Below are 25377 nucleotides of genomic sequence, written 5' to 3' on the forward strand. Positions count from 1 at the left end.
TCGGGCGATCAGGCGCGCAGCCGCTCGTTTTCTGGATCCCAGAGCGGTTTATCGTCCTGTACCACGGCGCGTCGCTTCTCACCGAAGATTTCGATTTCAAGCTCGGTACCTGCCACCGCCAATTCGGGACGGATCATGCCCAGCGCAATGGATTGGCCAACGCGATACCCCCAAGCGCCCGAGGTGGTTTCGCCAACGATCTCGCCGTTGTGCCAGATACAGGACATGTAGGGTGCATCCGCGTCACCTGCCTCGACCAACATAGTGGCAAACGCCTTTTTCACGCCCTGCTGCTTTTCGTTCAGGATCGCGGCCTTGCCGGGGAAGTCCTGCGGTTTGTCAAGTTTGACGAACCGTTCCAACCCGCCTTCCAACAGAGAGTAATCAGTGGACAGATCGCCTTTCCAAGCCCGATAACCCTTTTCGATGCGCAGAGAGTTCAGGGCGTACATCCCGAACGGTTTGGCACCAGCGTCAAGGATCGCGCCATAGATCGCGGGCATATGGTCGTTCAGCGCGTGAACCTCCCAGCCAAGTTCTCCTGCAAACGAGACGCGGATCAGGAATGCGGGCTGACCTGCAACCGTGGCCGATTGATGGGTCAGCCAGCCACTGGACAGGTCCGCATCGCTCAGCCCCGCCAGAATGTCGCGCGATTTTGGACCTGTCACGATCAGCGTGTCACGAGTGGTGGTGACATCCTCGACGGTGACGCCAGTGGGCATTGCCTCGGTCAGGATATCGCGGTCATGCCATTGCGCTGTAGCGGCCGTGATCATGACGAACTCGTCATCGCCGAGGCGGATACAGGACATTTCGGTCAGGATCCGGCCGCGACCATCTGAGATATAGACCAGGTTGATGCGACCCACCTTGGGCAAACCGCCGGTGACCAGCGACCGCAGCGCCTCGGCGGCACCCTCACCTTTTACGATGAAACGCGAAAATCCGGGCAAGTCCAATACGCCGCAATGATCACGGACAGCCTCGCACTCTTCCTTGATCCGCTTCTCCCATGGCCCCGAACGGCCCCAGGTATGGGTCGCTTCTTCAGAGGTATCGTCGCCCGGTTGCGCAAACCAGTTGGCGCGTTCCCAGCCGTTATAGGGCCCCATCACGCCGCCCAATTCCTTGACCTTGGTGTGGACAGGCGACAGCTTTTTGTCGCGCGCGGCGGGCCATTCATGGTGCGGGAAATGCATGGCGTATTCGTTGCCATAGACCTCAAGCCCCTTCTGGTTGCAGTAATCCTGATCGGTGTAATCGGTGTAACGGCGCGGATCGACGGCCCACATATCCCACTCAGTTGCACCATCGACGATCCATTCGGCCAGCACCTTGCCGGCACCACCGCCCTGCGCGATGCCGAAGGTAAAGGTATGCGCCTCAAACGCGTTGGTCACGCCCGGCATCGGGCCAACCAGCGGCAGCCCGTCCGGCGCGTAGGGGATGGGTCCGTTGATCACCCGGCCCACGCCCGAGGTCCCCATCAGCGGCACCCGCTCCATCGCGTCGGTGACGATGTCTTCGATCCGGTCCAGATCATCATTCCATAGCTGGAAACTGAAATCCTCGGGCATCGGATCATCCTCGGTCATCCAGTGGCCCTTGCAGTTGGGCTCATAGGGGCCAAGGTTGAATCCGTTCTTCTCCTGCCGAAGGTAATACGAGATATCCACGTCGCGCAGAAGCGGCAGCTTTTTACCACCATTGGCCTTGGACCATTCCTCGATCTCGGGCACTTCGTCGGTCAGCAGGTACTGGTGGCTCATCACCATGGCCGGAACGGTGCGACCGCCGAAGGGCTTGAACCATTCACCCACACGCTGGGCGTAATACCCGGCGGCATTGACCACGTGGTCCGCTTCGATATCGCCCTTGTCGGTATGCACGATCCAGGTCTTGTCTTCCTTCTGGGTCACACCCGTGGCCGGGCAGAAACGCAGGATCTTCGCCCCCATGTCGCGCGCACCCTTGGCCAGTGCCTGGGTCAACTGCGCCGGGTCGATGTCGCCATCGGTCGGGTCGAACAGAACACCCTCAAGGTCATGAGTTTCCAGGAACGGGTAATGCTCTTTGGCCTGTTCGGGTGTCCACATCTCCATCTCGATGCCCTGATAACGGCCCATCGCCATTGCCCGCTCGAACTCCTGCACCCGCTCTTTCGAATGGGCCAACCGGATTGAGCCGGACTGGTGATAGTTCATCGGATAGTCGACCTCTTCACCCAGCCGCGCATAAAGCTCGGTCGAATAGCGCTGCATGTTCATGATCGCCCAAGAGGTCGAAAAGGTCGGCACGTTGCCAGCTGCATGCCAGGTCGACCCGGCGGTCAGCTCATTTTTCTCCAGCAGAACACAGTCGGTCCAGCCCTTTTTGGCCAGATGATACAGGGACGATGTCCCCACCACTCCGCCACCGATAATAACCACGCGGGCTTTTGTCGGAAAATCACTCATGTCTTTCAGTCCCTGTTACTGTGCCTCTTGAGGCAGATCGTCCGTGATGTCGTAGTAATCGCCTTTGTCAGCCACAAATATATGGCGGGCGAGGGTCAGTCCGGTGGGTGCATCCAGCGCCCCCATAGCAATGGCAATCCGGTCTTCGTCCTTATGCTGCCAGAACAGATAAGAGCCGCAGGCGTTGCAAAACCCCCGTCGGGCGATGTCGGAAGCACGAAACCAGCTCAGCGTATCGCTGGCGGTGAAGGTGATGTCGTCTTGATGGGCCGAGGTCGAGGCCCAGACATGACCCGACTGTTTGCGGCATTGACCGCAATGGCAGGCCGAGGCGGCAGGAAGATCGCCTTCGATCTTGAACGCAACCGAGCCGCACAGACAGGAACCTGTATGCATTTCGCTTATCCCCTTGCTGCTGGCGCGCTGGTGGTGCCCAGCAACACACCATAAATGATGAAACAGGTGGCCATGACCCGGCGCACCCAGATGTTGAACACGGCCCCCAGCGCGGCCCGCCCCATAAGCGCACCTAGAAGAGTGAACCCGATGTAGCTGAGCGTTGTGATGATCAGCGCCGTTGGCATGATGACCAACATTTGCTCCCAGATCGGCACATCCGGCTGCACGAATTGCGAGAATGCAGCAAGATAACCCGCGACGCTTTTGGGGTTGATTGTCGCGACGGCCAGCGCATGCAGATAGACATGCCGTGCAGGGCGTTCGGAAATAGGGGCGGGATTTGCTGCAGCCTTCCAGCCTCGGACACCCAGCCAGATCAGAAACCCTGCGCCCACCAGCTTGGCGATGAAGAATCCGGTGGGTGAGGCCGCGATCAAGGCCGTCACCCCAAGCGCCGACAAAACCAAAAAGGCGCTGGCTTGGGTCAGGATCGCCAAGACACCCAGCATCGCTTTTGTGAAGGGCAGGCTCATCCCGTTCGAGATACAGTTCACCGCGTTAGGCCCCGGTGTGGTTACAAACACCACCCAGAACAGCGCGAATATGGTCCAGGCCTCGAAACTCATCAGTACACCGGAGGTGCGATGACCCAGATGACCACAGCGGGCTCATCATGAGGGTTCGCCCAAATATAGGGTTCGTTCTTGATCCGAAAACTGTCACCGGGCCCAACCGAAAAGCTTTGCGCGCCGATGGTCAGATTCAACTGACCGGAAATCACATAGCCAACCTCTTGCGTGGGGCGGTCCGCCGGATTCTGCATCTTGGAATGCGGCTCAAAGGTGGAATGCACCATCTCAAAATCGTCAGTCAGATCGGGTGACAGCAGTTCCTCGATCAGACCTTCTTCGCCCGACCCCATAGGGCGGCGCGACCCGGCGCGCACGACATAGCCTTGTTCATTGGCGGGGGCGGCAGAATGGGCGAACAGCATGGACATCGGCACACCCAGACATTCCGCGATCTGACGCAGGTCTGAAATTGACGGTTCGGACTTGTCGCGTTCAACCTGGCTGAGCCATCCGACCGACCGGTTCAACCGCTCTGCGATCTCGGTCAGCGTCAACCCACGCGCCTTACGCAATGCGCGAATGTCGGCTCCGAGCGTTGCACTGTGGGGGGCTTGGCTGTTCACCGAACTCTCCGATATCTGGTGAAATTTTCCTCGTGTTTTTCACGATGCCGCGAATCGGTGAAAATTCCAAGCATTTTTTCACTTGGGAAAATCGACGCATTTAGCTATCCGTCAGCTATGTGGATTGCGGTTATATACCTGTGGGTCATCAACGGCCTGACTTTGCTGGCCTTTGGCTGGGACAAGCTGCGCGCCAGACGCAGAAAAAGCCGGGTTCCGGAACGCAGGCTATTGTGGCTGGCGGCACTGGGCGGCAGTCCCGGTGCGCTGGTCGGGCGTTGGATTTTCAATCACAAGTCCCGAAAAGGCCGGTTTTCCCTGTCGCTGTTTGCGATCTTTGCGACTCAGGTCGGGCTGGCATATTTCCTAATCACAGACATTCTGTAGTTGGCTTGATCCGCAAGCCACGTAAGATCCCGATGGGATCTAGGAAATGTCGCAGACATACATATCGGTATCGTCGGTGGAGTGAGCTGAGGATCGCGTGAACCCCGATTTCTGTAGCACACGGGCAGAGGCGGGATTGCTGTGCTCGACCCCGGCCAAAAACCGAATGGCGCGGCTCGTGCCGCAGGCCGCGATAAAGCCGGACACAAGTTCGGTTGCATAGCCACAGCCCCAGGCTCGTTCGGCAAACAGATATCCAAGGTGAATGGCTGGTGCGGCCTGATCTTCGGGTTCTGAGGCCAGTATCAGCAGTCCGATCAGTTGATTATTTTGCCTTAGCCGAACAAGAAGAACATCGCTTTCGGTCTTGCGTGCCGCGATCCAGTCGGTCATCCCGCTGGGCGTTTCTTCGACCTGCATCGAAGGCGGCAGGGGCTCAAGAACCGCTGGTGTCAGGACGGTTGCCAACTCGGCCGTCAACGCTGAAAGGCGACCAGCTTCAGAGACTTCCACTTGCCAGTGGCAGACGGCAAGCCGCTCTGTGGTGAATTGGTCCGGGATCATGCCTTGGCCAGTCGCAATTAGTATCCATTCCAGTCTAACAGACGGGCTGATTTTGCGTCAGGCCCCTCTTAACTCGCCCGAAAACGCCTTTGACAATATGGCAGACAGCTTTTCTGCGTCCTCATCCGTGAACGCATCCGGCTGGTCACTGTCGATGTCAAAAACCGCGATGACCTCGCCCGAGGCATTGCGCACCGGAAGCACCAGTTCGGACTGCGTAGACGAGGCGCAGGCAATGTGACCTGGAAACGCATGCACATCCGTCACCAACTGTACCTTTCCGGTCCGCGCCGCGGCACCACAGACACCGCGCCCGAAGGGAATAACCAGACACCCGTGACCACCCTGATAGGGGCCTATTTTCAAAATGCCCGGATCTGTTACGCGATAGAACCCCGTCCAGTCAAACCGATCATCGGCGTGATGAACCTCACAGGCGATTGTCGCCATCAGAGCAACTTGATCTGTCTCGCCTGCGGTTAGGGCGACGATTGTCTTGGTCAGCGTATCGTAGTCAACGGTCATGGGGGGGCGGGTCCGGTCAGTGATCTTGTAAACAGGTTCTACAGCACCGGACCTATGGTGGAATCGGCCCCGCGTCAAACGCGCTCAATCGCGATTGCAGTGCCCTCTCCACCACCGATGCAGATCGCCGCCACGCCGCGTTTCAGATCCCGCTTTTCCAACGCGTTCAGCAGGGTGACCATGATACGCGCTCCCGAAGCGCCGATAGGATGACCCAGGGCGCATGCACCACCATTCACATTTACCTTGTCACGCGTCAGACCCATCTCATGCATGAATGCCATCGGCACCACGGCAAAGGCTTCGTTTACCTCCCACAGATCCACATCATCATTGGACCAGCCGATTTTGGCCAAAAGCTTTTGCGCAGCGGGAACTGGCGCAGTCGTGAACAATCCCGGAGCCTGCGCATGGCTGGAATGACCCAGAATGCGCGCCCGAACCGAGAGGCATTGCGCTTCGGCGGCTTCAGCTGACGCCAGAACCAGAGCTGCCGCCCCATCAGAGATCGACGACGCGTTGGCCGCCGTCACCGTTCCACCCTTGCGAAAAGCCGGTTTCAGCGAAGGTATCTTTTCCGGGCGGGCGGTTTTCGGCTGCTCGTCCGCGGACTGCGTGACCTCGCCTTTCCTTGTACGGACGGTTACCGGAGTGATTTCACCGTCGAACGCACCGCTGTCCTGCGCGGCCAGCGCGTTAGATAGGGACTGCAGGGCGTATTCGTCCTGTGCTTCGCGGGTGAACTGGAACGCCTCGGCACAGTCTTCGGCGAAAGTGCCCATCAGACGACCTTTGTCGTAGGCGTCCTCTAGCCCGTCCAGAAACATGTGGTCGACGACCTGAGCGTGCCCCAAGCGCGCACCCTCACGCATTTTGGGCAACAGGTAGGGCGCGTTCGTCATACTCTCCATCCCGCCCGCGATCATTGTGTTGGCATGGCCCAATGCGATCTGATCGAAGGCCATCATCGCAGCCTTCATCCCTGATCCGCACATCTTGTTGAGCGTCGTGGCCGGGACCTCTTGGCCCAAGCCGGCTGCAAACCCAGCCTGACGTGCAGGGGCCTGACCCTGCCCGGCTGGCAGAACGCAGCCCATCAGCACTTCGTCAACCGTTTCAGCACCGGCACCCTGCAGCGCGGCCCGGATCGCGGCTCCACCCAGATCGGCGGCAGAAACACCATCGAACATTCCTTGAAATCCACCCATCGGGGTACGTGCTGCTCCGGCGATTACAACTTGCTTCATCTGGGCGCTCCTAAATTCTTGTCATTCGATGGATACCGAATGGTAAGAATTCCCGTCTAGCGTATTTCTACGAGCGATTTCAGTTAAAGGACCGTCACGTATGGGCCTGTCCAGTACTACGACCAACAATATTCAAATAATTACTGTACAATCCAACCGGATTGATGCCGCAATGGCCATTCAGTTCAAAGAAAACATGCGCACGGAAACCGAAGGTGGGGCTGTGCGTGTGGTTCTGGATCTCAGCGGTGTCGAATTCATCGACTCCAGTGGTTTGGGTGCCATTGTCGCCGCCATGAAACAACTCGGGGCTGAACGGCGCCTGGATCTGGCAGGTCTTCAGCCCTTTGTGGAAAAGGTGTTTCGCCTTACGCGCATGGACACGGTGTTCAAGCTTTACCCAACGATGGATGACGCACTGTCCGGTGCGCCGGATTGAACACAAGGAGAAACTGAACAGGCGTAAGGCTAATGTGTAACGGCATCAGTTTCGATTTGAGCTTCGCTGCGACCGAGGTCGAGGCAAGCTCTGGCATTGCCAAGTTGAGCCAGGCACTGTCGTCTAAAGGGCTGCCTGCACACAAAGCGGCTGATGTCAGAATTGCTCTGGCCGAAGCCATTAACAATGTCGTTGAACACGCCTATGCCGGAACCACGCCCGCCAGCGTCAAGGTACACTGCCGCCTGCATCAGAGCTGGTTGGAAATCCTCATCTCGGATACCGGCAATCCCCTTCCCGGCTTTCGCGTACCAGAAGGTGCACCTGCACCTCTGGGGGAAAGACGTGAAGACCTGCCCGAGGGGGGATTTGGATGGTTTCTGATCCACCAACTGACCAGTGAAATCCGCTATGACCGTAGCGAAGGCTGCAACCGGTTGTCACTGCGATTCAGTTTTCTCGACGCGGATTAGGGCTATAAAACGTCACAATAAGGCCCTTTTCGAACCATTGTAGCGCCGCAAACAAAGATCAAAGTCTTAACTGTAGCTCAGATAGCTTCCCTCGGCATCGTATGTCACAGCCCCCACCCAGTGAACGATGCCGAGGAACTTCCCCTTTGATTTGACTGGACAATACCCGGACGCGCGATACCTTCTGCGCGATCACACGGGAAGGCAGCGCAATGCGGGATTTTCAGGCACCAGGCAGATCCGAAGTTTTTTCGACCGAAGGGATGTGCGCCACATCTCACCCGCTGGCAGCCCAAGCGGCCCTTGGCATTCTACAGCAAGGTGGCAACGCGATGGACGCAGCCATCGCCGGGGCAGTGCTTTTGGGATTTTGCGAACCACAAATGACCGGCCTGGGCGGAGATTGCTTTGTTCTGTACAACCGCGCCGGAGAAGATGAGGTTCGGGCCCTCAACGGCTCTGGCCGGGCACCGGCAGCAGCCAACGCTGGCAGCTTGCGCGATAAGGGACTGACTGCAGTTCCGCTCAATACACCGGATGCGGTCACCATTCCCGGCGCGGTCGAGGCGTTCTGCCAGCTGGCCGAAACCGAGGGCAAACTAGGGCTGGACGCCATCCTGCAACCCGCCATCCGCTATGCAGACCAGGGCGTGCCGGTCGCCCCACGTGTGGCTTTTGATTGGGGCCCGGGTGCTAACACGTTGCAAGGGGCAGCCAGGAACCACTATCTGCTGAAAGGAGACGTTCCAAAGACCGGAGACATGTTCCGGTCCGCCGGGCAGGCAGAAGTGCTGCGCAGAATCGCCAAATACGGACGAAAGGCGTTTTACGCGGGCGAGGTCGCCGAAGATATTATCTCGACCCTGACGGCCATGGGCGGGGTACACACAGCAGAAGATCTGGACGCGACCGCTGCCACACCTACAGTTCCGGTCGCAGGGCACTATCGTGGCTTGGACCTGCTGGAACATCCGCCCAATGGCCAAGGTGCAACCGCCCTTTTGCTGCTGAATATCCTCAAGAACTTTGACCTCGGATCCATGGATCCGCTATCCGCAGAGCGTCTGCATATCGAGGCCGAAGCCTCAAAACTCGCCTACGATGCCCGCAACAGGTTCATCGCCGATCCGGATCATACGACACACGCAGACAGGTTTTGGGACCAGACAACAGCCGATCGACTGGCAGAGCTTATCAATCCAAACCATGCCATGCCCGCTGCTGCCCCACTGACCGAAGCCATTCACAAGGACACGGTTTATATCACGGTGGTCGACAGGGACAGGATGGCGGTATCGCTGATCTATTCGATCTTTCATAGCTTTGGATCGGGTATCGCCTCTGAGAAATTCGGCATTCTGCTGCAAAACCGCGGGTCTGGATTTACGTTGCAATCAGGCCATCCGAACGAGTTTGGCGGCGGCAAACGCCCGATGCACACGATCATTCCCGGCATGTTGAAACAGAAAGGCAAAATCCTGATGCCCTTCGGCGTGATGGGTGGTGCCTTTCAGCCCACAGGACATGCAAAGCTGGTCTCGCTGCTAACTGACGATGAGTTTGCGCTGCAGCAGGCCATAGACGCACCGCGGGCCTTTGCAGACGGACCTGTCTTGAAACTGGAACGCGGAATTTCGCGGAAGGTCGCGCAACAATTATCTGAAATCGGCCACAAAGTTCTGATTTCGGAAACACCTCTTGGCGGGGCTCAAGCGATCCGAATCCAGAAGAGCGGCGTTTTGCAAGGCGCAAGCGATCCGCGAAAAGATGGGTGCGCGCTTGGTTATTGACAGTATGGGCCCGGTTTCACCCGCGCTTCCATTTTTAGTTCAAATGGAAATGCAACGGATATGCGCCGTTTTCAAACGGACCAAACATATCGGGGATATCCGGATGCTCGACCGGTTCTCCGGACTGGTCGGCAATCAGATTTTGTTCAGAAACATAAGCAACATAGAAGGATTGGTCATTTTCCGCCAACAGATGATAAAACGGCTGATCCTTGATCGGCCTGCTGTCTTCGGGAATGGCCTGATACCATTCTTCGGTATTTGAAAACTCTGGGTCCACGTCAAAAATCACCCCTCGGAAGGGATGTTTTTTGTGGCGGACGACTTGGCCCAGCCGGTACTTTGCTTGTGTCTTTAGCATCACGTTTGCCCCCAAAGGTCTTACTACCCGTTTCCTCATAGGAATGCCAATCATTGATCTAAAATAATGGGAAACAGTCTGTGAACCTCTTACTGACAGTACTCGAAATCGTGGCCCCGGTCTTCCTCTTGGCGGGGATCGGGTTTGCCTGGGTCAAACTTGGCTTTGAATACAGGCTGCAATTTGTGACCCGCCTTGCGGTGACGCTCGCCGTGCCCAGCCTGATTTTCGTGGCCCTGATGCAAACCCAGATCCCGCCCGGAGAGCTGACCCGGTTCACTTTGGCCGCCATCACAGGCCATGTCGGGCTGGCGGTCGCATTTGGCGTATTTGTCCGGGCCAGCAAGCTGGAAAGGCGCACCTATCTGGCGCCGCTGATATTCGGCAACACGGGGAATCTGGGCCTGCCTCTGGCCATTTTCGCATTTGGGCAGGCAGGCTTGGGTTTCGCGGTGATATTTCTGGCCGTTACCGCCCTGTTTTCCTTTACTTACGGGATCTACCTGGTGGCGGGAAAAGGCGCTTTCGGCAAGGTAGCACGTGAACCCATGGTTTGGGCTACTCTGCTGGGGGCGCTGTTTCTGTGGCAGGGCTGGCAAACACCTGTCTTCGTGACCAATACGCTGGACCTGCTGGGACAGATGGCGATTCCGATGATGCTGATCACGCTTGGTGTTGCGATTGCGCGGCTGACCACCAGAAAGCTAGGGCAAGCGGTCTGGCTATCGGCGTTGAAACTGGTCGTGTGTTTTGCCCTGGCATGGGCAATCGCAAAAGGGTTTGATCTGGATAAAGTCGCGTTCGGCGTTCTGGTGGTGCAGATGTGTACGCCGGTTGCAGTAACCTCATACCTGCTGGCCGAACGGTTCGAGGCGGATTCTGACGCGGTTGCGGGGCTGGTTATGGTCTCAACCCTGATGTCCGTCGGCGCTTTGCCTATAATTCTAGCTATTGTTCTGTAGCGATTGTGATTTCCTAATCGCTCAATCTGCGCTAGAATGAAGAAAAAAGGCACGAGGCACATGAGCAGAATTCTTATCGTACTCTTCGGGGTGCTGCTTTTGGCATCCTGCGGGGGTGGTTCCAAACAACCGCCCAGCAAGCTGAATGATGCATGCAGCATTGCACGTGAACGGCCGGAATACATCAAGGCGTTCAAAAGCACCGAACGGAAATGGGGCATCCCCGTTCACGTTCAGATGGCGACGATCTATCAGGAAAGCCGCTATAAACACGATGCGCGCACACCGCATCAATATGTTCTGGGTGTGATCCCGATGGGCCGCCAGAGCAGCGCCTATGGCTTCAGCCAGGCGCTGGACGGGACATGGGATGAGTATCAGCGCGAAACCGGCAAACGCCGGGCCAAGCGGGACCGTATCCGCGACGCTTCGGATTTCATCGGCTGGTACATGAACAAAAGCTATGAGCGGAATGGCATCCAGCCAAGCGACACGCGCAATCAGTATCTGGCCTATCATGAAGGCCATACCGGTTATGCCCGCGGCAGCCATTACAGCAAGACGTGGTTGCTGAACGTGGCCAATGATGTGGATGCGCGCGCCCGGATGTACCAGGCGCAACTGTCAGGCTGTCGTTACTGAACAAACAGCGGGTCAGCGATTGCCTGACCCGCTTCTGTTCTTGTTCGAAAACAAGCTGCTGCTTAGATTTTTTTCGGTATCAAGCTGTCCCAGCAGAACCGTTGTCTGTCCGCCTGCATTATCGTGGATCACCCATTTTCGCAGCTCAACCGGATCGCCAGTGAACATCAGCTCAATTCGACCGGAGTCAGGGTTTTTCGGGTCCTGTGCTGTCACGACAGTGGCCGTTCCGTCAAAGTCATGTCCAACCACCATATTAGCCTGACCCAGATCGACATTCCGTGCCAGAACCAGAGACAGAGGTGTTCGCTTTAACGGATACTGCTCGGGCGGTTGATTGGATTTCGGATCGAAAATCTGAACGGTGCCAGCGCGTGCCAACACAACGGCGCTGTCTGGCGGGTCATATTCGAACCGCATCTTTCCAGGTCGCGCGATCCACAGCTTTCCTGTGCTCAGTGAGCCATCATCATTGACCTGTGTAAATGTCGTCTCGACAGTTTTCAGACCATTCAGGTAATTCGATATCTGCGACAGCGGCAACTTGTCCGCAGCCCAGGCGGCGGGTGTGGCCAGTGTCAGTGCAAGGGCAAAAGCAATCTGTTTCATAAGACCCAGATAAGCGCTCTGCCCTTGTTATTAAATATCCTATTGCTCTGGCACCAGGATTTCGCGTTTTCCGACGTGATTTGCCGATGAAACAATGCCTTCGTCCTCCATCTGCTCAACCAGACGCGCAGCTTTGTTATAGCCAATGGCAAGTTTCCGCTGGATATACGAGGTCGAGCATTTGCGATCCTTGATCACAATCGCCACGGCCTGATCGTAAAGGGCGTCTTCGCCATTGGTGTTGCCCCCGGTGTTCAAACCCAAAACAGCGTCGATATTATCAGCCTTTTCCTCGGTCGGTCCATCGACCACACCGCTCATATAATCCGGCGGGCCGAATTGCTTCAGATGGTTGACGATTTCCTCGACCTCTTCATCCGAGACAAACGGACCGTGGCAACGTGTGATCTTCGCACCACCCGCCATATACAGCATGTCACCCTGCCCCAGCAGTTGTTCGGCGCCCATTTCACCAAGAATGGTGCGGCTATCGATCTTTGACGTCACCTGGAAGGAAATCCGGGTCGGAAAGTTCGCCTTGATCGTGCCGGTAATCACATCGACCGAGGGGCGCTGCGTGGCCATGATCAGGTGGATACCCGAGGCCCGCGCCATCTGCGCCAGACGTTGGATGCAGGCCTCGATCTCTTTGCCCGCGACCATCATCAGGTCGGCCATCTCGTCGACAATAACAACGATATAGGGCATCGACTCGGGTGCGAATTCCTCGGTCTCGAACATCGGTTCACCCGTTTCGTCGTCAAAACCGGTCTGGACCGTGCGGCTGAACATTTCGCCCTTGGACAGCGCGTCTTTCACGCGGCCGTTATAGCCCGCGATGTTACGCACGCCCATCTTGGACATCTTGCGATAGCGATCCTCCATCTCTCCCACGACCCATTTCAAGGCGACAACCGCCTTCTTCGGGTCGGTCACCACGGGTGAGAGCAGATGCGGGATGCCGTCATAGACCGACAATTCCAGCATCTTGGGGTCGATCATGATCAGGCGGCATTCATCCGGCGTCAGCTTATACAGCAACGACAGGATCATCGTGTTGATCGCCACCGATTTACCGGAACCAGTGGTCCCCGCGATCAGCAGGTGGGGCATCTTGGCCAGATTGGCCACAACGGATTCACCGCCAATATCCTTGCCCAGCGCCAAAGGCAGCGCCTGATTGCCGTCTCCGAAGTCACGGCTCGAAAGGATTTCGCGCAGTACCACCATTTCACGGTTTTCATTGGGCAGTTCGATCCCGATGACCGAGCGGCCCGGCAGGGTCGAAACCCGCGCCGAGAGGGCCGACATCGAGCGGGCAATGTCATCCGACAGACCAATAACACGGCTGGCTTTCAAACCCGGAGCCGGCTCAAGTTCGTACATGGTGACAACCGGACCGGGGCGGACGCTGACGATCTCACCTTTGACGCCATAGTCATCCAGCACATTTTCCAACATCCGCGCATTCTCTTCCAGGGCCTCATCGCTCAGGTGATGGCGCTGAATGCTGGAGGGGTTAGACAGCAGGCCCAGCGGAGGCAGTTCGAAATCAGAGTGCTTTTCTTCGAACGACAACGCGGGCTGGGCCTCGGCCTGGGCCCGGCGCGAGGGTGGCGGGGTGCGGCGCACGGGTTGAGCAACCACCGGCTTGCGCGGCTCGGCCACGGGGATTTTCATCGCCGGGCGGGCTTGCGGCATCTCATCGGCGTCATCCTCGAAAACGGCCTCGTCATCGAAATCCGGCTCGGGCGCAAAATCCTGATGCAGCGGTTCCTGCCATTCTGTTTCAGGCTGCGCTGACAGCATCGGCTCGGGCGGCAGCCCGGTTGATGTCACTGGCGGCTCGGGCGGCAGATCGTCCGCAGGCCCTGCGTTCAGGATCAACGGGTCGGGTCCACGGCCCCGCCCTTTGGTCAGCGGCAGGTCGGGATCGGGCTCAGGAGCCATCTCTCCGACTGCAACCTTACGATTGCGCACGGCGGCAGAAATCTTTGAACGGATACGGTCCTCACCCGGCATTTCCTCGTAACCCGCGACAGGTTCACGGTCGATCAGCTCGGGTTCGGGCATGGGGTCCGGGCGGCGGATCAGATCAGGAATGCGCGACAGAAGGCCGGTCTTTACCGGTTCGGGCGCTTCCAGAAGTGGCTCGTCGAAAACAGGGTCCGCAAACGCAATCTCGTCGTCGAACACGGCCCCTTCGGCGCGGGCCGTCTTGCGTTCGTCCCATTGGGCACGACGTTCGCGCGCAGCCTCCGCTGTTGCGGCAGCCCCACGGCCCAGCAGATTCATCAATATGTCATAGGACATGACCAGCCCTAGCAGGAAGGCGCGGAACCCCTTGCGCACGTCATCCTTGGTGAAACCAAGAACAAACACGCCCAGCGTCAGCATCCCAATAGCCATCGCCAGAGACATCAGCTTGACAATAAAATGCGAGGATATGGGCAACAAGGTCAGGAAGGCACCCATGACCGTATCCCCAAACAATCCACCCAGACCAAAACTATGCGTTACGCGCCAAGCCTCACCCGGCACTAATGTCGCCGCATAGACCGAGACAATGGCGATCCAGATCGGTGCAAATATCAGGCGGGCGACGGCACGATCTTCACCGAAATGCCCGGCAAAACGCACACCCCAGCCGATCAAGACCAACGCGATGCTCCAACTGCCCCAACCGACAATCATGAACAATGGCGCCGCGATCGAGGCACCAACACGCCCCATCCAGTTCTGCACTGGTGCATCCGTCGACACCATCCAGTTCGGGTCATCCGGTGTGTAGGACCAGATCATCGCCGCCGAAGCCAACCCAAGTAGGATCAGGGCGATGCCGATCAACTCTTTGCTGCGCCTCTCGATGGCGGCCTGAGTCGTGCTGTCCAGCAATGGATCGCGGTTGCGCGCGTTATATGATGCCATTTTGCCCTCGTACCTCACGAATAGATGCAGTCGCGGAGCGTGATCAGCCCCTGCCGCATCTCTGTTTTTGGGGCCACCATCGCGACCCGGATAAATTGCTCGCCCGGGTTTTGCCCCGGATCACCTTGAGAAAGATATGCGCCCGGCAGCACCCGAACTCCGGTCTGCTGCCACAGTTTCAATGCGGTTTCCTCGCCACTTTCGACCGGCAGCCACAGAAAGAATCCGGCCTCGGGAGGCATATAGCCCTGGATACCTGCAAACACCTCGTCTGCGATGGCGTATTTTTCCTGATAGAGCGCGCGGTTCTCGACCACATGCGCCTCATCGGCCCACAGCCGTGCGGCGGCGGCCTGCAATGGCAGCGGCAATGGCGCGCCGGCATAATTGCGTAACTGCTTGACCCGCTTGATCGTTTCCGGCCCGCCTGCAATCAGGCCAGACCGCAGCCCGGCCACGTTCGACCGCTTTGACAGCGAGTTGAACAGGGTGATCCGTTCAGGATCAGCGCCCAGTTCCTTTGCGACCGTCAGAACACCTGTAGGCGCTGTGTCGCGGTAAATCTCGGAATAGCATTCATCGGCGAAGATGCGGAAATCATATGTTTCAGCCAACCGGATCAGCTCGACCCAGTATTCACGCGTGGCAACTGCGCCCTGCGGGTTGGCCGGTGAGCAGATATAAGCGGCGACAGTGCGGTTCAGCACATCCGCGGGCAATCCCGCATAGTCCGGCAGATGATCTGTGGCCGCCGTGGCCGGGACAAAAACCGGATCAGCCCCGACCGAGATCGAGGCAACCATATAGACCTGATAGAACGGGTTCGGGCACAGAACGACCGGTTTTTGTCCGTATTTCTGTTCGGGGCACAGCGCCATGGCGGCGTTATACAGCCCTTCGCGCGTCCCGTTCAGGGCCATAACCTGCGTGTCCGGATCCATCGTGACGCCATAACGGCGTGCAATCCAGTCAGTGATCGCACCGCGCAGCTCGGCCGAACCCTCATTCGGCGGATATCCCTGAAAACCGGCAGCATTTTCCGCAATCACGTCGCTGACCCAGGCCGGAAAAGCGTGCATCGGCGCACCAATGGTCATGTGAATCACTTCACCGCCCGGTTGGTGATGATCCAACAGGGTGCGCAGGCGCGGGAATGCGTATTCCGGAAGGTTCGAAAACCGCTCGGGGAAATTCATAACTACTGCCTCAATATCGGGATCATTTCGCCCCGTTTTCAAGCAGGTTACAGTCCGGGCGGGGCTTCGTCCAGACAAAGAGGCGCCGAATCAGGGGATTGTGGCATTCAGGCCAATGCGGCCTCGGCCGCGGAACCAAGCCGCAAAAGCGCCTCTTCGGACCCCGGATAACCCATCATCATCAGCCCGCAGCCCGGTTTTCCGGTCGGCAAGGTCAGCGCTGCCAGCCCCATGAGGTTGCCGATCCGGGTGTTCCGCAATGCCAGCAGGTTTTCGGTGACGTAATAGTCATGATCGCTCATCAGCCGTTCAAGATTGGGCGGCAGGATCGGTGCAGTTGGGGCCAAAACGGCGTCAAACCCGGCAGTGGCCACGTCCCATGCACCGCGACACGCCTTCAGCCTTGACCAGGCTGCAACATAATCGGGGCCCGAAGCATTTCGTCCAGCACGGAACCGTTCGAGTATTTCGGGATACATCACATCTGGGTTGGCCTCGATCACATCTCGCCACAGGCCATAGGCTTCGGTGGTGTAAAGAACCCCCGACAGCCCCATCGCGTCGGCTAGTTCAGGGACCTCAAGAGGCAGGATATCTGCACCGGCCTCACGCAACCGATCCAGGGCATCCTCGTAAGCGACACGCGGCTCTGCGCGCAAATCATCCTTGGCGACAGTCTGCAAATCCGCGAAACGACGCCCCTTTAGATTGGCTCCGCGCAAATCAGCTGGCGTCCCGCCCTCCAGCATGGCCAGCATATGGGTCGCATCTTCGACCGAGCGGGCCAGCGGTCCAACGGTATCAAACCGCAGGCACAACGGGACTGTACCCTCCAGGCTGACCCGCCCGGCAGTGGTTTTCAGCCCGACCAGATTGTTCCAGGCTGACGGTATCCGCACCGACCCGCCAGTATCCGAGCCAATCGCGCAGGCCGCCAAGCCCCAAGCCACGGACGCCGCAGCCCCCGAGGATGACCCGCCGGGAACCGCATCCTCATCATCGATGCAGGGCGGTGTTCCGGTGATCGGGTTCAGGCCCAGACCCGAGAACGCCAGCTCGCTCATATGGGTTTTGCCAAGACATACCGCGCCCATGGCACTGGCATGTCGCAGCACGATTGCATCAGTTTTGGGAACCCGGTCTTTCAGCAGTGCCGTTCCTGCCTCGGTGGCAGTCCCGGCAGTATCGAACAGGTCTTTCCAACTGATCGGCACCCCATCCAACAATGATCGGCGCAATCCCAGCTTGGCCCGTTCCTGCGCCGCCTCAGCCTCGGCTCGGGCGCGCGCTTCGGTCACGCGGGCATAGATTCGGTCGCGATGCGGGTGGGCTGCTATCGCAGTCAGAAAGGTCTCTGTCAGTTCAACCGGGTCAATCTGGCCCATGCCAATGCCCCGACCCAGATCACAAGCCGTCATCGACAACCAATCCTGCATCACTGCCCCCTTCAATTTCTGCATTCCCAGCGACGGTAGCGACAGGACCGCACATGGACAATCCCGAATGGGCGCGCATAGTGCGCAGCATGGAACAGAGCTCGGATATCCTGATCGTCGGCGGCGGCCTGAATGGCCCCGCTTTGGCTTTGGCACTGGCACAAACAGGGCACAGAGTTACCGTCATTGACGCGCTGGCCGAAAAGGTTCGCAAAAATGCGGCTTTTGACGGCAGAGCCTATGCGTTGGCCCTGGCCTCGCAGCGCCTGCTAGAGGCGATTGGGGTTTGGTCACGGGTTGCCAAACACGCCCAGCCAATGCTCGAAATCAAGGTCACCGATGGCCATGCAGGCGCTGGCCCGTCGCCGTTTTTCATGCATTTCGACCATGCCGAGATCGAAGAAGGTCCGATGGGCTTTATGGTCGAAGACCGCCACCTGCGCCGTGCCTTTCTGGACGCGATGGCCGCGGAAAAGGCCATTACCCAGATCAGCGGCAAGACGGTAGTGTCACAGCAGACCTCGGGAACAGGCGTCAGCCTGACATTGGATGATGGCGCGGTCGTCAAGGGTGCGCTGCTGATCGGATGCGATGGGCGTCGCAGCGGCACAGCGGAACGTGCCGGGATCAAACGCACAGGATGGGATTACGGGCAGACCGCGCTGGTCTGCGCCATCGAACATGACTTGCCGCATCACGGCATCGCGCATCAGTTCTTCATGCCACCCGGCCCTTTGGCCATTCTGCCTCTGACCGGCAATCGCAGCTCTATCGTCTGGAGCGAGCGAACAGAAATGGCCAAGCGCATCAACGCCCTGCCCGAGGAGGACTATCTGCAGGTCCTGCGCCCCAGATTCGGCGATTTCCTGGGCGAAATCCGTCTGGCCGGAGATCGGTTTACCTATCCGCTGAACCTGACCATCGCCAACTCTTTCATCGGAGAACGGATGGCACTGGTCGGAGACGCAGCCCATGGAATGCACCCGATTGCAGGCCAGGGCCTGAATGCGGGCCTGCGCGACGTGGGCGCTCTGGCCGAGGTGCTGACCCTGGCCGGACGGCGCGGGGAAGATATTAGTTCGCCACTGGTTTTGGAGCGTTTTCAGGAATGGCGACGGTTTGACACCGCGTCTTTGGCGATGGCGACGGATGTGTTCAACAAGCTGTTTTCCAACGACAATCCTCTACTACGGATCGGACGGGATATCGGGATGGGCGTCGTCGGGTCACTACCCGGCCTGCGTCGCGGTTTCGTGCGCGAGGCCGCCGGCCTGACCGGAGACCTGCCAAAACTACTGCAGGGTCGGGCGATCTAGTCCAGCTCGCGCGCCTCATCCACCAACATGACAGGAATGCCATTGCGGATCGGAAAGGCCAAACCCGCCGCTTTTGACACCAGTTCCTGCTTTTCAGCGTCATAATGCAGCGTTGTATGCGTCTTCGGACAAATTAGCGCCTCAAGCATGTGGCGGTCAAAAGCGTGTTCAACGGTGGTCATTGTAGTGTTTCCTCATTCGCTCCGCCGCGCATGGCGAATTCAATCAGTGTCACCAAAGTCTCGCGCCGGGTGCGCAAACAGGGAGCCTCTAGCAAGGCTTGTTTTTCTTCCGGATCAAAATCCAGCAACATCGACAGCGAATTCACAAGCAGTTCATCATTCGCGTCTTTCAACATATCCCAATCAGCCGACAACTTTCGCGACGAAAAGAACTTTTCCAACAGCTTCAAAAGCCCCACCCGATCAAACCCCTCGTCGTGCTCGACCTTGCCAAGATCACGGTCAAACCCGCGCCAGGTCACGTTACAACGGCGGTATGGGGTAAAAGCATCCAACTCGGCCTGAATACGGAACCGGGAGATGCCAGTCAGAGTGATCAGATAGCGGCCGTCTTCAGTTTCGGAAAACTGCGTCACCCGCCCCGCGCAGCCAATTTGGTGCAGCTTGTTTTCGTTGCTTTGACAGGGATTCGGTTGAACCAACCCGATCAACCGTTCCTGGGTCTTCAAAGCGTCGTCCAGCATCTGCAGATAGCGCGGCTCAAATATATGCAGCGGCAAGCGCGATCGGGGCAGCAACAGCGCCCCGGGCAAAGGGAAAACGGATACCGTTTCCGGCAGATCAGCGGGATGCATCATGTACCCGAGTGTAGCCCTGATCCAGAATTAGGCAAATATCATCGAGCTGAGCTTGCGCCGCCCGTTCAGAACAATCGGATCATTGGGTTTGAGCGCATCAAATATCGTGAACAGCTGAGACTTGGCCGCGCCTTCGTTCCATTCACGGTCACGGCGGAACATTTCCAGCAGCTGCGCCACCGCCTCTTCAACCTCGCCATTGGCATGCAGGGCCTGCGCCAGATCGAACCGTGCCTGATGATTGTCAGGATCGGCCTCAACCGCTGCGGTCAATTCGGCCACCGGGCCGGCATCTGCCGCTTGCTTGGCCAGTTCCAACTGTGCGTTTGCCGCTTCAAGCTCTGGCGATGTGGAAATCTCCGCCGGGGCACCGTTCAAAATTGCCTCGGCCTGCTCCAAATCGCCAGTGGCGATATGCGCGCGTACCAGCCCACCATAAGCGGTGGCGTGGTTCGGATCCTCACCCAGAATGGCAGCAAAGGTCTGAGCGGCATCCGCTGCGGCACCTTCGGTCAGCATTTCCTCGGCAGCCTCGACAGCATCGTCCAGTTGACCACCCGGGCTTTCGCCACCTGTCGCCTCGATCACGCGATCTACAAATGCTTTGATCTCGGATCCGGGCACTGCGCCCTGAAATCCGTCGATCGGTTGGCCTTTGTGAAAGGCATACACGGTCGGGATAGACTGAACGCGCATCTGTGAGGCGATCATCTGCGCCTCGTCCACGTTGATCTTGACCATCTTGACCGCACCCTTGGCGGCGGTCACAGCCTCTTCCAACAGCGGGCCCAACGTTTTGCATGGGCCGCACCACGGCGCCCAGAAATCAACGATGACCGGCACGTCCTGCGAGGCTTCGACCACATCCGCCATAAAAGTGGCTTCGGTCCCGTCCTTGATCAGATCGGTGGCGGGGATGTCTGCGCCGTTCAGAAGGTCCATGGCTGTCACTCTTTCGATTAAACTTGCGCTCTATATGCAGTCGCTTGACCCGGAAACCAAGGGCAGAGTTTTACGTCAGACGTCAAAGGTCGCAAAGACCGGGGCGTGATCACTGGGCTTTTCCCACCCGCGCGCGTTGCGCAGAACGCGGCTGGAATGGCCTGCATTCGAGATATCCGGGGTCGCCCAGACGTGATCCAGCCGCCGCCCCTTGTCGGCCACGTCCCAATCCCGCGCGCGATAGGACCACCAGCTATAAAGCTGCCCTTCGGGGATGTCCTGCCGGGTGACATCGACCCAACCGCCTGCGTCCTGCGTTTCGGCCAAAGCCTCGACCTCGACCGGTGTATGCGAAACGACCTTGAGCAACTGTTTGTGCGACCAGACATCATCCTCACGCGGAGCGATATTCAGATCACCAACCAGAATGGATTTTTCCGGCTTTTCCGCGTGGAACCAGTCACGCATATCGGTCAGGTAATCCAGCTTCTGGCCAAATTTCTCATTCACCTCACGATCCGGCACATCACCGCCCGCAGGGACATAGAAATTGTGAATCGTCACGCCGTTTTCCAGCCGCCCCGCGATATGGCGCGCATGGCCGAGATCTGCGAAATCCATGTCGCCCGCCTCGACCATCGGCAGGCGAGACAGGATCGCAACGCCGTTGTAGCCCTTTTGCCCGCGCGCAACCATGTGAGTGTAACCCAGTTCGGCAAACCCTTCGGTGGGGATCTTGTCCACCGGAGACTTGCATTCCTGCAGGCACAGAACATCCGGCGCCTCTTCGCGCAACAATTTCAGCACGATAGGCTCGCGCAGACGGACCGAGTTGATGTTCCATGTGGCAAGAGTAAAAGGCATAGGGAATTCCTCTGTCGCGGTTGGCGCACCCTAACGCGGTGCTTTCACAGGTACCATCGTAAAAGAAATTATCAGGACGGATGCCCTGAGGATTGGGGCGCATCATCGCAAATCTCGTACCAATGCGGTTTCTCAGATACGGATTCGTGAAACTGGACTTTCAGATCAAACGGAGTGTCCAGCGCATTAGCCGCAATCGGAAAACTGTCCGCATCAGCCAGAATTTCACCAAGCGACGTCCCACAGGTATCGCAGAAACACCTGCCATATTTATAGGGCGGTTCAGGCTGGTAAGTGACAACTCGGTCCTTACCGTCCAGCCAAACAACATCATCTTTCTTGACGAAGACAACAGTGCTTGCACCTGCCTTCCGACAACGCGAACAATGGCATGTTCCCATAACCGAAGGTTCACTGGTAAGTTGGAATTTTACGGCGCCACACAGGCAACTTCCATGAATCACTTTCGCCTCCAATTTTGCATTCCAGAAATAGAACATTACATGAACATATACTTTGTCGCAATCCGCTAGGAGCCGCAAAACATTTTGCAGCACAAACAAAAAAGGCCGGGCCATCAGGCCCGGCAGTCCAACAGGGAGGTACATGTCATTACCCGGACATGTACGGGTTGGGAGTAACTTAAAGATGTCTACAGGGTATCACTTTGATCCAAGTCAATCCACATCAAGTTACGATACCAAGCGATATCCACCCGATTCTGTGACCAAAAGGCGCGCGTTGGATGGATCGGGCTCGATCTTCTGACGCAGGCGATAGATATGAGTTTCCAGCGTATGTGTGGTGACACCGGCATTATAGCCCCAGACCTCATGCAGCAGAATGTCACGGGCGACGACACCGTCGGCGGACCGGTACAGGAACTTGAGGATATTGGTTTCCTTCTCGGTCAGTCGAATCTTGCGGTCTTCGTCGGTGATCAGCATCTTCATCGCCGGCTTGAAAGTATAAGGCCCGAGCACAAATACCGCGTCTTCTGATTGTTCATGCTGGCGAAGCTGTGCACGGATACGTGCCAGAAGAACCGGAAACTTGAACGGCTTGGGAACATAGTCATTGGCACCGGCATCCAGACCCAGGATGGTGTCCGCGTCACTGTCATGACCGGTCAACATCAGGATCGGGCTTTTCACACCTTGCTTGCGCATCAGGCGGCACAGCTCGCGCCCATCCGTGTCGGGCAAGCCAACATCCAGAATGACCAGATCGTAAATCGCCTCGCGAGCCCGCTCCATGGCTGATGCCCCGTCCGACGCTTCGAATACATCAAAATCCTCGGTCATCACGAGCTGTTCGCTCAACGCTTCGCGCAGATCCTCATCATCATCCACTAGCAGGATTTTCTTTAGCTGTGCCATATCCGGTCCTCCTGAGCCCTTTTCCACCACTTGCGCGCGAAAGATGCAATCAACAAGGTTTGCTGCAACCGTTTCACGCCCTCGTGTCTCAGGATGAGGAATTGTTTCACATTTCCTTTTGATCAGGCTACATGAAGGGCTGATCGTTACAGGGTAACAACAGATGAGTCTTATCCCGGATATCTCGGAACTGCTTGCTCGGGCACGGGCTGACCTGCGCATGGGCTTGCCGGTCGCCCTGACGGATGACACCGGCTTTAGCGTACTGGCCATTGCGTCGGAAACGCTGAGCGCACAGCGGCTTGCCGACTTGCAAGGTCTGGGTGGCGATCCTGTAGTCGCAGTGACTCTCCGACGGGCCGAGACATTAAAGGCACGGGCCTATGACGGTGACCTGGCGCGTGTGATCGTTCCGGCAGATGCCGATGTTGCCTGGGTGCAGGCGGTGGCCGATCCCTCGGACGATCTGAACGCGCCTATGAAAGGCCCACTGATGACAGAGCGTCAGGGCAACGCCAATCTGCATCGCATTGCCATTGCTTTGACCAAGTCAGCCCACCTTCTGCCGGCGGCAATCGTTGTTCCTGTTCAAGATGGTCGAACCTTCGCTACTGCACATGGCCTGACATGTATTGACCATACCCGCGCCGCGCCACATCTGTCGGATCGAAGCCTTTTGAATGAGGTCGTGGCCGCCCGACTGCCGATGGAGGTATCCGAAGCCGGGCGCCTGCACGTTTTTCGCCCTGAAGATGGCGGCGAGGAACATTACGCAATAGAGATCGGCCGCCCCGACCGCAGCAAACCGGTATTGGCTCGGCTGCATTCGGCCTGCTTCACCGGTGATCTGATGGGCAGCTTGAAATGTGATTGCGGGCCACAACTGCGTGGGGCCCTGGCCCAGATGGGGTCTGAAGGGGCAGGAGTACTTCTGTATCTGAATCAGGAAGGCCGCGGGATTGGCTTGGCCAACAAGATGCGCGCCTATTTCCTGCAGGATCAAGGGTTCGATACAGTCGAGGCCAATCACCGTCTCGGGTTCGAGGATGACGAGCGCGATTTCCGTCTGGGCTCGGACATCCTGAAATTGCTCGGCTTCAGTTCCGTAAGGCTGTTGACCAACAACCCCGCCAAGATCGCGATGATGGAGAAGACCGGCATCGCCGTCACCGAGCGCGTCCCGCTGAAAGTCGGCGAAACTGCCCATAACCGCGACTATCTGGCCACCAAAGCAGCCAAGTCGGGACATTTGCTGTGACACCCGCAGATCTGGTTCTAACCCGCCGCGGCGTTCGTTTTCGCGGCGGGTATTTTCCCTGTTCGATCGGGAAAGGTGGGTTAAGCAACAGCAAGCGTGAGGGGGACGGCGCCACGCCGACCGGCTGCCTCAACATCGTTGGTATGCTGTACCGGCCCGACCGGCTCGCAAGACCGTCGCCTTGGGCCATCCCAATCGGTCCTCAGGACCTCTGGTCAGATGATGTGCAAGACACGCAGTACAATCATATGGTCAGCGCACCCTATCCTTTCAGCCACGAAAAACTCCGCCGCGCGGACCCGCTTTACGATCTGGTTCTGATCACTGACTGGAACTGGCCCAATGCGGTGGCCGGGCGCGGTTCAGCAATTTTCCTGCATCAATGGCGACGGCCCGGTTTTCCTACAGAAGGCTGCGTTGCCTTTCGGCGCGACCATCTGCGGTGGATCGCACGTCGAATCGAGCCAGGCACGCGGTTGATTATCCCTCAGGCTTAACTCGTTCACCGAAAATGGCCGAGCCGACGCGCACATGGGTCGCGCCAAGTGCAATGGCCTGCTCGAAATCGCTGCTCATCCCCATGGATAGCCCTTTCAGACCATTGCGTTCAGCTATCTTGGCAAGCAAGGCGAAATGCAGAGATGGCTCTTCCTCGACAGGCGGAATGCACATCAGGCCCTGAATCGGAAGGTCGAGCCCGCGGCAATCGGCAATAAATGCGTCTGCCTCAGTGGGCAGAATTCCTGCCTTTTGATCCTCTTCACCGGTATTGACCTGAATGAACAGGTCCGGGCAAGTGCCGACCTCTTGCGCAAGCCGGGCCAGAGTATTGGCCAGTTTGGGGCGGTCAACAGAATGGATCGTGCTGAACAGATCCAACGCCTGACGGGCTTTGTTCGTTTGCAACGGCCCAATCAGATGCAAATCGACATCTGGATATTGCAGCTTGAATTCCGGCCATTTTCCGACGGCTTCTTGAACCCTGTTTTCACCGAAACAGCGATGCCCTAAAGCAAGCACTTCCGCTACACGCTCATTCGGCTGAACCTTTGACACGGCGATCAGCTTCACGGCCCCGACGTCACGCCCCGAGGCAGTTTCGGCTTTGGTTATCCGGGCAGATATTTCTTGCAGCGACATTTGGGTCCTCGATCAGTTATGGGCGAAGAAAAACACTATGTCGGAC

The 25377-nt window shown here is 57.8% G+C and carries 28 protein-coding genes; 9 read left to right on the forward strand and 19 right to left on the reverse strand.

Features of this window, described 5'->3' with window-relative positions; all coding sequences use genetic code 11:
• Window positions 1-8 precede the first annotated feature (8 nt).
• Genes FN806_RS11095 through FN806_RS11110 form a run of 4 tightly spaced genes read right to left on the reverse strand, consistent with a single transcriptional unit; the run spans window position 9 to window position 4053 of the window.
• On the reverse strand, window positions 9-2459 hold the full coding sequence (locus FN806_RS11095) for a GcvT family protein (RefSeq protein WP_142637053.1): 2451 nt from the start codon (window positions 2457-2459) through the stop codon (window positions 9-11).
• Window positions 2460-2474: 15 nt separating this feature from the next.
• Window positions 2475-2855 carry a GFA family protein gene (locus FN806_RS11100; RefSeq protein WP_142637055.1) on the reverse strand — a complete coding sequence of 127 codons (381 nt, stop codon included), beginning with the start codon at window positions 2853-2855 and terminating at the stop codon, window positions 2475-2477.
• A 5-nt stretch (window positions 2856-2860) separates the two neighbouring features.
• Complete coding sequence (locus FN806_RS11105) at window positions 2861-3484, reverse strand: LysE family translocator (protein ID WP_142637057.1); 624 nt, start codon at window positions 3482-3484, stop codon at window positions 2861-2863.
• Complete coding sequence (locus FN806_RS11110) at window positions 3484-4053, reverse strand: helix-turn-helix domain-containing protein (protein WP_142637059.1); 570 nt, start codon at window positions 4051-4053, stop codon at window positions 3484-3486. Before FN806_RS11110 ends, FN806_RS11105 begins: the two co-directional genes overlap by 1 nt.
• A gap of 117 nt (window positions 4054-4170) precedes the next feature.
• Here FN806_RS11110 and FN806_RS11115 point away from each other — a divergent pair, with 117 nt between their 5' ends.
• Window positions 4171-4440 (forward strand): DUF1294 domain-containing protein, encoded by a 270-nt coding sequence (locus FN806_RS11115; RefSeq protein WP_142637060.1) that lies wholly within the window; start codon window positions 4171-4173, stop codon window positions 4438-4440.
• Window positions 4441-4479: 39 nt separating this feature from the next.
• Here the strand turns inward: FN806_RS11115 and FN806_RS11120 are convergent, their stop codons facing one another.
• The 3 genes from FN806_RS11120 to FN806_RS11130 form a co-directional block, all read right to left on the reverse strand.
• A complete protein-coding gene (locus FN806_RS11120; protein ID WP_142637062.1) occupies window positions 4480-5004 on the reverse strand; it encodes a GNAT family N-acetyltransferase in 525 nt (174 codons plus the stop codon).
• Window positions 5005-5061: 57 nt separating this feature from the next.
• A complete protein-coding gene (locus FN806_RS11125) occupies window positions 5062-5529 on the reverse strand; it encodes a GAF domain-containing protein (protein WP_142637064.1) in 468 nt (155 codons plus the stop codon).
• A gap of 74 nt (window positions 5530-5603) precedes the next feature.
• Window positions 5604-6776: a thiolase family protein gene (locus tag FN806_RS11130; protein WP_142637066.1), complete on the reverse strand. Its 1173-nt coding sequence runs from the start codon at window positions 6774-6776 to the stop codon at window positions 5604-5606.
• A gap of 100 nt (window positions 6777-6876) precedes the next feature.
• On the opposite strand from FN806_RS11130, the gene FN806_RS11135 reads away from it, so the two are divergent.
• The 3 genes from FN806_RS11135 (at window position 6877) to FN806_RS11145 (ending at window position 9478) form a co-directional block, all read left to right on the forward strand.
• On the forward strand, window positions 6877-7215 hold the full coding sequence (locus FN806_RS11135; RefSeq protein WP_142637067.1) for an STAS domain-containing protein: 339 nt from the start codon (window positions 6877-6879) through the stop codon (window positions 7213-7215).
• A gap of 32 nt (window positions 7216-7247) precedes the next feature.
• Window positions 7248-7688: an ATP-binding protein gene (locus FN806_RS11140; protein WP_142637069.1), complete on the forward strand. Its 441-nt coding sequence runs from the start codon at window positions 7248-7250 to the stop codon at window positions 7686-7688.
• Window positions 7689-7900: 212 nt separating this feature from the next.
• Entirely contained in the window at window positions 7901-9478 is a 1578-nt protein-coding gene (locus FN806_RS11145) for a gamma-glutamyltransferase family protein (protein ID WP_142637071.1), read from the forward strand.
• Between the two features lie 34 nt (window positions 9479-9512).
• On the opposite strand, the gene hspQ is transcribed toward FN806_RS11145, so the two are convergent.
• Window positions 9513-9839, reverse strand: a complete 327-nt coding sequence (hspQ, locus tag FN806_RS11150; RefSeq protein WP_142637073.1) for a heat shock protein HspQ — start codon at window positions 9837-9839, stop codon at window positions 9513-9515.
• Between the two features lie 80 nt (window positions 9840-9919).
• On the opposite strand from hspQ, the gene FN806_RS11155 reads away from it, so the two are divergent.
• Window positions 9920-10801 (forward strand): AEC family transporter, encoded by an 882-nt coding sequence (locus FN806_RS11155; RefSeq protein ID WP_142637075.1) that lies wholly within the window; start codon window positions 9920-9922, stop codon window positions 10799-10801.
• A 60-nt stretch (window positions 10802-10861) separates the two neighbouring features.
• On the forward strand, window positions 10862-11443 hold the full coding sequence (locus FN806_RS11160) for a transglycosylase SLT domain-containing protein (RefSeq protein ID WP_142637077.1): 582 nt from the start codon (window positions 10862-10864) through the stop codon (window positions 11441-11443).
• 12 nt (window positions 11444-11455) lie between these two features.
• On the opposite strand, the gene FN806_RS11165 is transcribed toward FN806_RS11160, so the two are convergent.
• From FN806_RS11165 to FN806_RS11180, 4 genes are all read right to left on the reverse strand, one after another.
• Complete coding sequence (locus FN806_RS11165) at window positions 11456-12052, reverse strand: LolA family protein (protein ID WP_142637078.1); 597 nt, start codon at window positions 12050-12052, stop codon at window positions 11456-11458.
• 39 nt (window positions 12053-12091) lie between these two features.
• Window positions 12092-14980, reverse strand: a complete 2889-nt coding sequence (locus tag FN806_RS11170) for a DNA translocase FtsK (protein ID WP_142637080.1) — start codon at window positions 14978-14980, stop codon at window positions 12092-12094.
• A 14-nt stretch (window positions 14981-14994) separates the two neighbouring features.
• Window positions 14995-16176: an aminotransferase class I/II-fold pyridoxal phosphate-dependent enzyme gene (locus FN806_RS11175; protein ID WP_142637082.1), complete on the reverse strand. Its 1182-nt coding sequence runs from the start codon at window positions 16174-16176 to the stop codon at window positions 14995-14997.
• A gap of 107 nt (window positions 16177-16283) precedes the next feature.
• Entirely contained in the window at window positions 16284-17612 is a 1329-nt protein-coding gene (locus FN806_RS11180) for an amidase (RefSeq protein WP_142637270.1), read from the reverse strand.
• 89 nt (window positions 17613-17701) lie between these two features.
• Here FN806_RS11180 and FN806_RS11185 point away from each other — a divergent pair, with 89 nt between their 5' ends.
• A complete protein-coding gene (locus FN806_RS11185) occupies window positions 17702-18928 on the forward strand; it encodes an FAD-dependent monooxygenase (protein ID WP_142637272.1) in 1227 nt (408 codons plus the stop codon).
• Here FN806_RS11185 and FN806_RS11190 read toward each other — a convergent pair.
• The 6 genes from FN806_RS11190 to FN806_RS11215 all read right to left on the reverse strand — a co-directional run bounded on the left by FN806_RS11190 (window position 18925) and on the right by FN806_RS11215 (window position 22933).
• Entirely contained in the window at window positions 18925-19110 is a 186-nt protein-coding gene (locus tag FN806_RS11190; RefSeq protein ID WP_142637084.1) for a Trm112 family protein, read from the reverse strand. The genes FN806_RS11185 and FN806_RS11190 overlap by 4 nt on opposite strands.
• Window positions 19107-19748, reverse strand: coding sequence for an LON peptidase substrate-binding domain-containing protein (locus FN806_RS11195; RefSeq protein WP_142637086.1), 642 nt, complete (start codon window positions 19746-19748; stop codon window positions 19107-19109). The genes FN806_RS11190 and FN806_RS11195 overlap by 4 nt, the downstream gene beginning before the upstream one ends.
• A 27-nt stretch (window positions 19749-19775) precedes the next feature.
• Window positions 19776-20690, reverse strand: a complete 915-nt coding sequence (gene trxA, locus FN806_RS11200) for a thioredoxin (RefSeq protein WP_142637088.1) — start codon at window positions 20688-20690, stop codon at window positions 19776-19778.
• A gap of 75 nt (window positions 20691-20765) precedes the next feature.
• Window positions 20766-21554 (reverse strand): exodeoxyribonuclease III, encoded by a 789-nt coding sequence (locus tag FN806_RS11205; protein ID WP_142637090.1) that lies wholly within the window; start codon window positions 21552-21554, stop codon window positions 20766-20768.
• 71 nt (window positions 21555-21625) lie between these two features.
• Window positions 21626-22054, reverse strand: coding sequence for a GFA family protein (locus FN806_RS11210; RefSeq protein WP_221929484.1), 429 nt, complete (start codon window positions 22052-22054; stop codon window positions 21626-21628).
• A gap of 192 nt (window positions 22055-22246) precedes the next feature.
• A complete protein-coding gene (locus FN806_RS11215) occupies window positions 22247-22933 on the reverse strand; it encodes a response regulator transcription factor (protein WP_142637092.1) in 687 nt (228 codons plus the stop codon).
• Between the two features lie 163 nt (window positions 22934-23096).
• On the opposite strand from FN806_RS11215, the gene ribA reads away from it, so the two are divergent.
• Complete coding sequence (gene ribA / locus FN806_RS11220) at window positions 23097-24191, forward strand: GTP cyclohydrolase II (RefSeq protein WP_142637094.1); 1095 nt, start codon at window positions 23097-23099, stop codon at window positions 24189-24191.
• A complete protein-coding gene (locus FN806_RS11225) occupies window positions 24188-24688 on the forward strand; it encodes a L,D-transpeptidase family protein (RefSeq protein ID WP_142637097.1) in 501 nt (166 codons plus the stop codon). Before ribA ends, FN806_RS11225 begins: the two co-directional genes overlap by 4 nt.
• Here FN806_RS11225 and FN806_RS11230 read toward each other — a convergent pair.
• Window positions 24672-25331: a YggS family pyridoxal phosphate-dependent enzyme gene (locus FN806_RS11230; protein ID WP_142637099.1), complete on the reverse strand. Its 660-nt coding sequence runs from the start codon at window positions 25329-25331 to the stop codon at window positions 24672-24674. The genes FN806_RS11225 and FN806_RS11230 overlap by 17 nt on opposite strands.
• Window positions 25332-25377: the final 46 nt, after the last annotated feature.

Source organism: Ruegeria faecimaris (assembly GCF_900182615.1).
In the GTDB taxonomy this organism is placed as follows: domain Bacteria; phylum Pseudomonadota; class Alphaproteobacteria; order Rhodobacterales; family Rhodobacteraceae; genus Ruegeria; species Ruegeria faecimaris.

What these genes read in the sequence shown, in the direction of transcription:
- FN806_RS11095 (WP_142637053.1), bottom strand. Translation starts at nt 2,459, where the DNA reads ATGAGTGATTTTCCGACAAAAGCCCGCGTGGTTATTATCGGTGGCGGA.
- FN806_RS11100 (WP_142637055.1), bottom strand. Translation starts at nt 2,855, where the DNA reads ATGCATACAGGTTCCTGTCTGTGCGGCTCGGTTGCGTTCAAGATCGAA.
- FN806_RS11105 (WP_142637057.1), bottom strand. Translation starts at nt 3,484, where the DNA reads ATGAGTTTCGAGGCCTGGACCATATTCGCGCTGTTCTGGGTGGTGTTT.
- FN806_RS11115 (WP_142637060.1), top strand. Translation starts at nt 4,171, where the DNA reads ATGTGGATTGCGGTTATATACCTGTGGGTCATCAACGGCCTGACTTTG.
- FN806_RS11120 (WP_142637062.1), bottom strand. Translation starts at nt 5,004, where the DNA reads ATGATCCCGGACCAATTCACCACAGAGCGGCTTGCCGTCTGCCACTGG.
- FN806_RS11125 (WP_142637064.1), bottom strand. Translation starts at nt 5,529, where the DNA reads ATGACCGTTGACTACGATACGCTGACCAAGACAATCGTCGCCCTAACC.
- FN806_RS11130 (WP_142637066.1), bottom strand. Translation starts at nt 6,776, where the DNA reads ATGAAGCAAGTTGTAATCGCCGGAGCAGCACGTACCCCGATGGGTGGA.
- FN806_RS11135 (WP_142637067.1), top strand. Translation starts at nt 6,877, where the DNA reads ATGGGCCTGTCCAGTACTACGACCAACAATATTCAAATAATTACTGTA.
- FN806_RS11140 (WP_142637069.1), top strand. Translation starts at nt 7,248, where the DNA reads ATGTGTAACGGCATCAGTTTCGATTTGAGCTTCGCTGCGACCGAGGTC.
- FN806_RS11145 (WP_142637071.1), top strand. Translation starts at nt 7,901, where the DNA reads ATGCGGGATTTTCAGGCACCAGGCAGATCCGAAGTTTTTTCGACCGAA.
- hspQ (WP_142637073.1), bottom strand. Translation starts at nt 9,839, where the DNA reads ATGCTAAAGACACAAGCAAAGTACCGGCTGGGCCAAGTCGTCCGCCAC.
- FN806_RS11160 (WP_142637077.1), top strand. Translation starts at nt 10,862, where the DNA reads ATGAGCAGAATTCTTATCGTACTCTTCGGGGTGCTGCTTTTGGCATCC.
- FN806_RS11165 (WP_142637078.1), bottom strand. Translation starts at nt 12,052, where the DNA reads ATGAAACAGATTGCTTTTGCCCTTGCACTGACACTGGCCACACCCGCC.
- FN806_RS11170 (WP_142637080.1), bottom strand. Translation starts at nt 14,980, where the DNA reads ATGGCATCATATAACGCGCGCAACCGCGATCCATTGCTGGACAGCACG.
- FN806_RS11175 (WP_142637082.1), bottom strand. Translation starts at nt 16,176, where the DNA reads ATGAATTTCCCCGAGCGGTTTTCGAACCTTCCGGAATACGCATTCCCG.
- FN806_RS11180 (WP_142637270.1), bottom strand. Translation starts at nt 17,612, where the DNA reads ATGCAGGATTGGTTGTCGATGACGGCTTGTGATCTGGGTCGGGGCATT.
- FN806_RS11185 (WP_142637272.1), top strand. Translation starts at nt 17,702, where the DNA reads ATGGAACAGAGCTCGGATATCCTGATCGTCGGCGGCGGCCTGAATGGC.
- FN806_RS11190 (WP_142637084.1), bottom strand. Translation starts at nt 19,110, where the DNA reads ATGACCACCGTTGAACACGCTTTTGACCGCCACATGCTTGAGGCGCTA.
- FN806_RS11195 (WP_142637086.1), bottom strand. Translation starts at nt 19,748, where the DNA reads ATGATGCATCCCGCTGATCTGCCGGAAACGGTATCCGTTTTCCCTTTG.
- trxA (WP_142637088.1), bottom strand. Translation starts at nt 20,690, where the DNA reads ATGGACCTTCTGAACGGCGCAGACATCCCCGCCACCGATCTGATCAAG.
- FN806_RS11205 (WP_142637090.1), bottom strand. Translation starts at nt 21,554, where the DNA reads ATGCCTTTTACTCTTGCCACATGGAACATCAACTCGGTCCGTCTGCGC.
- FN806_RS11210 (WP_221929484.1), bottom strand. Translation starts at nt 22,054, where the DNA reads ATGTTCTATTTCTGGAATGCAAAATTGGAGGCGAAAGTGATTCATGGA.
- FN806_RS11215 (WP_142637092.1), bottom strand. Translation starts at nt 22,933, where the DNA reads ATGGCACAGCTAAAGAAAATCCTGCTAGTGGATGATGATGAGGATCTG.
- ribA (WP_142637094.1), top strand. Translation starts at nt 23,097, where the DNA reads ATGAGTCTTATCCCGGATATCTCGGAACTGCTTGCTCGGGCACGGGCT.
- FN806_RS11230 (WP_142637099.1), bottom strand. Translation starts at nt 25,331, where the DNA reads ATGTCGCTGCAAGAAATATCTGCCCGGATAACCAAAGCCGAAACTGCC.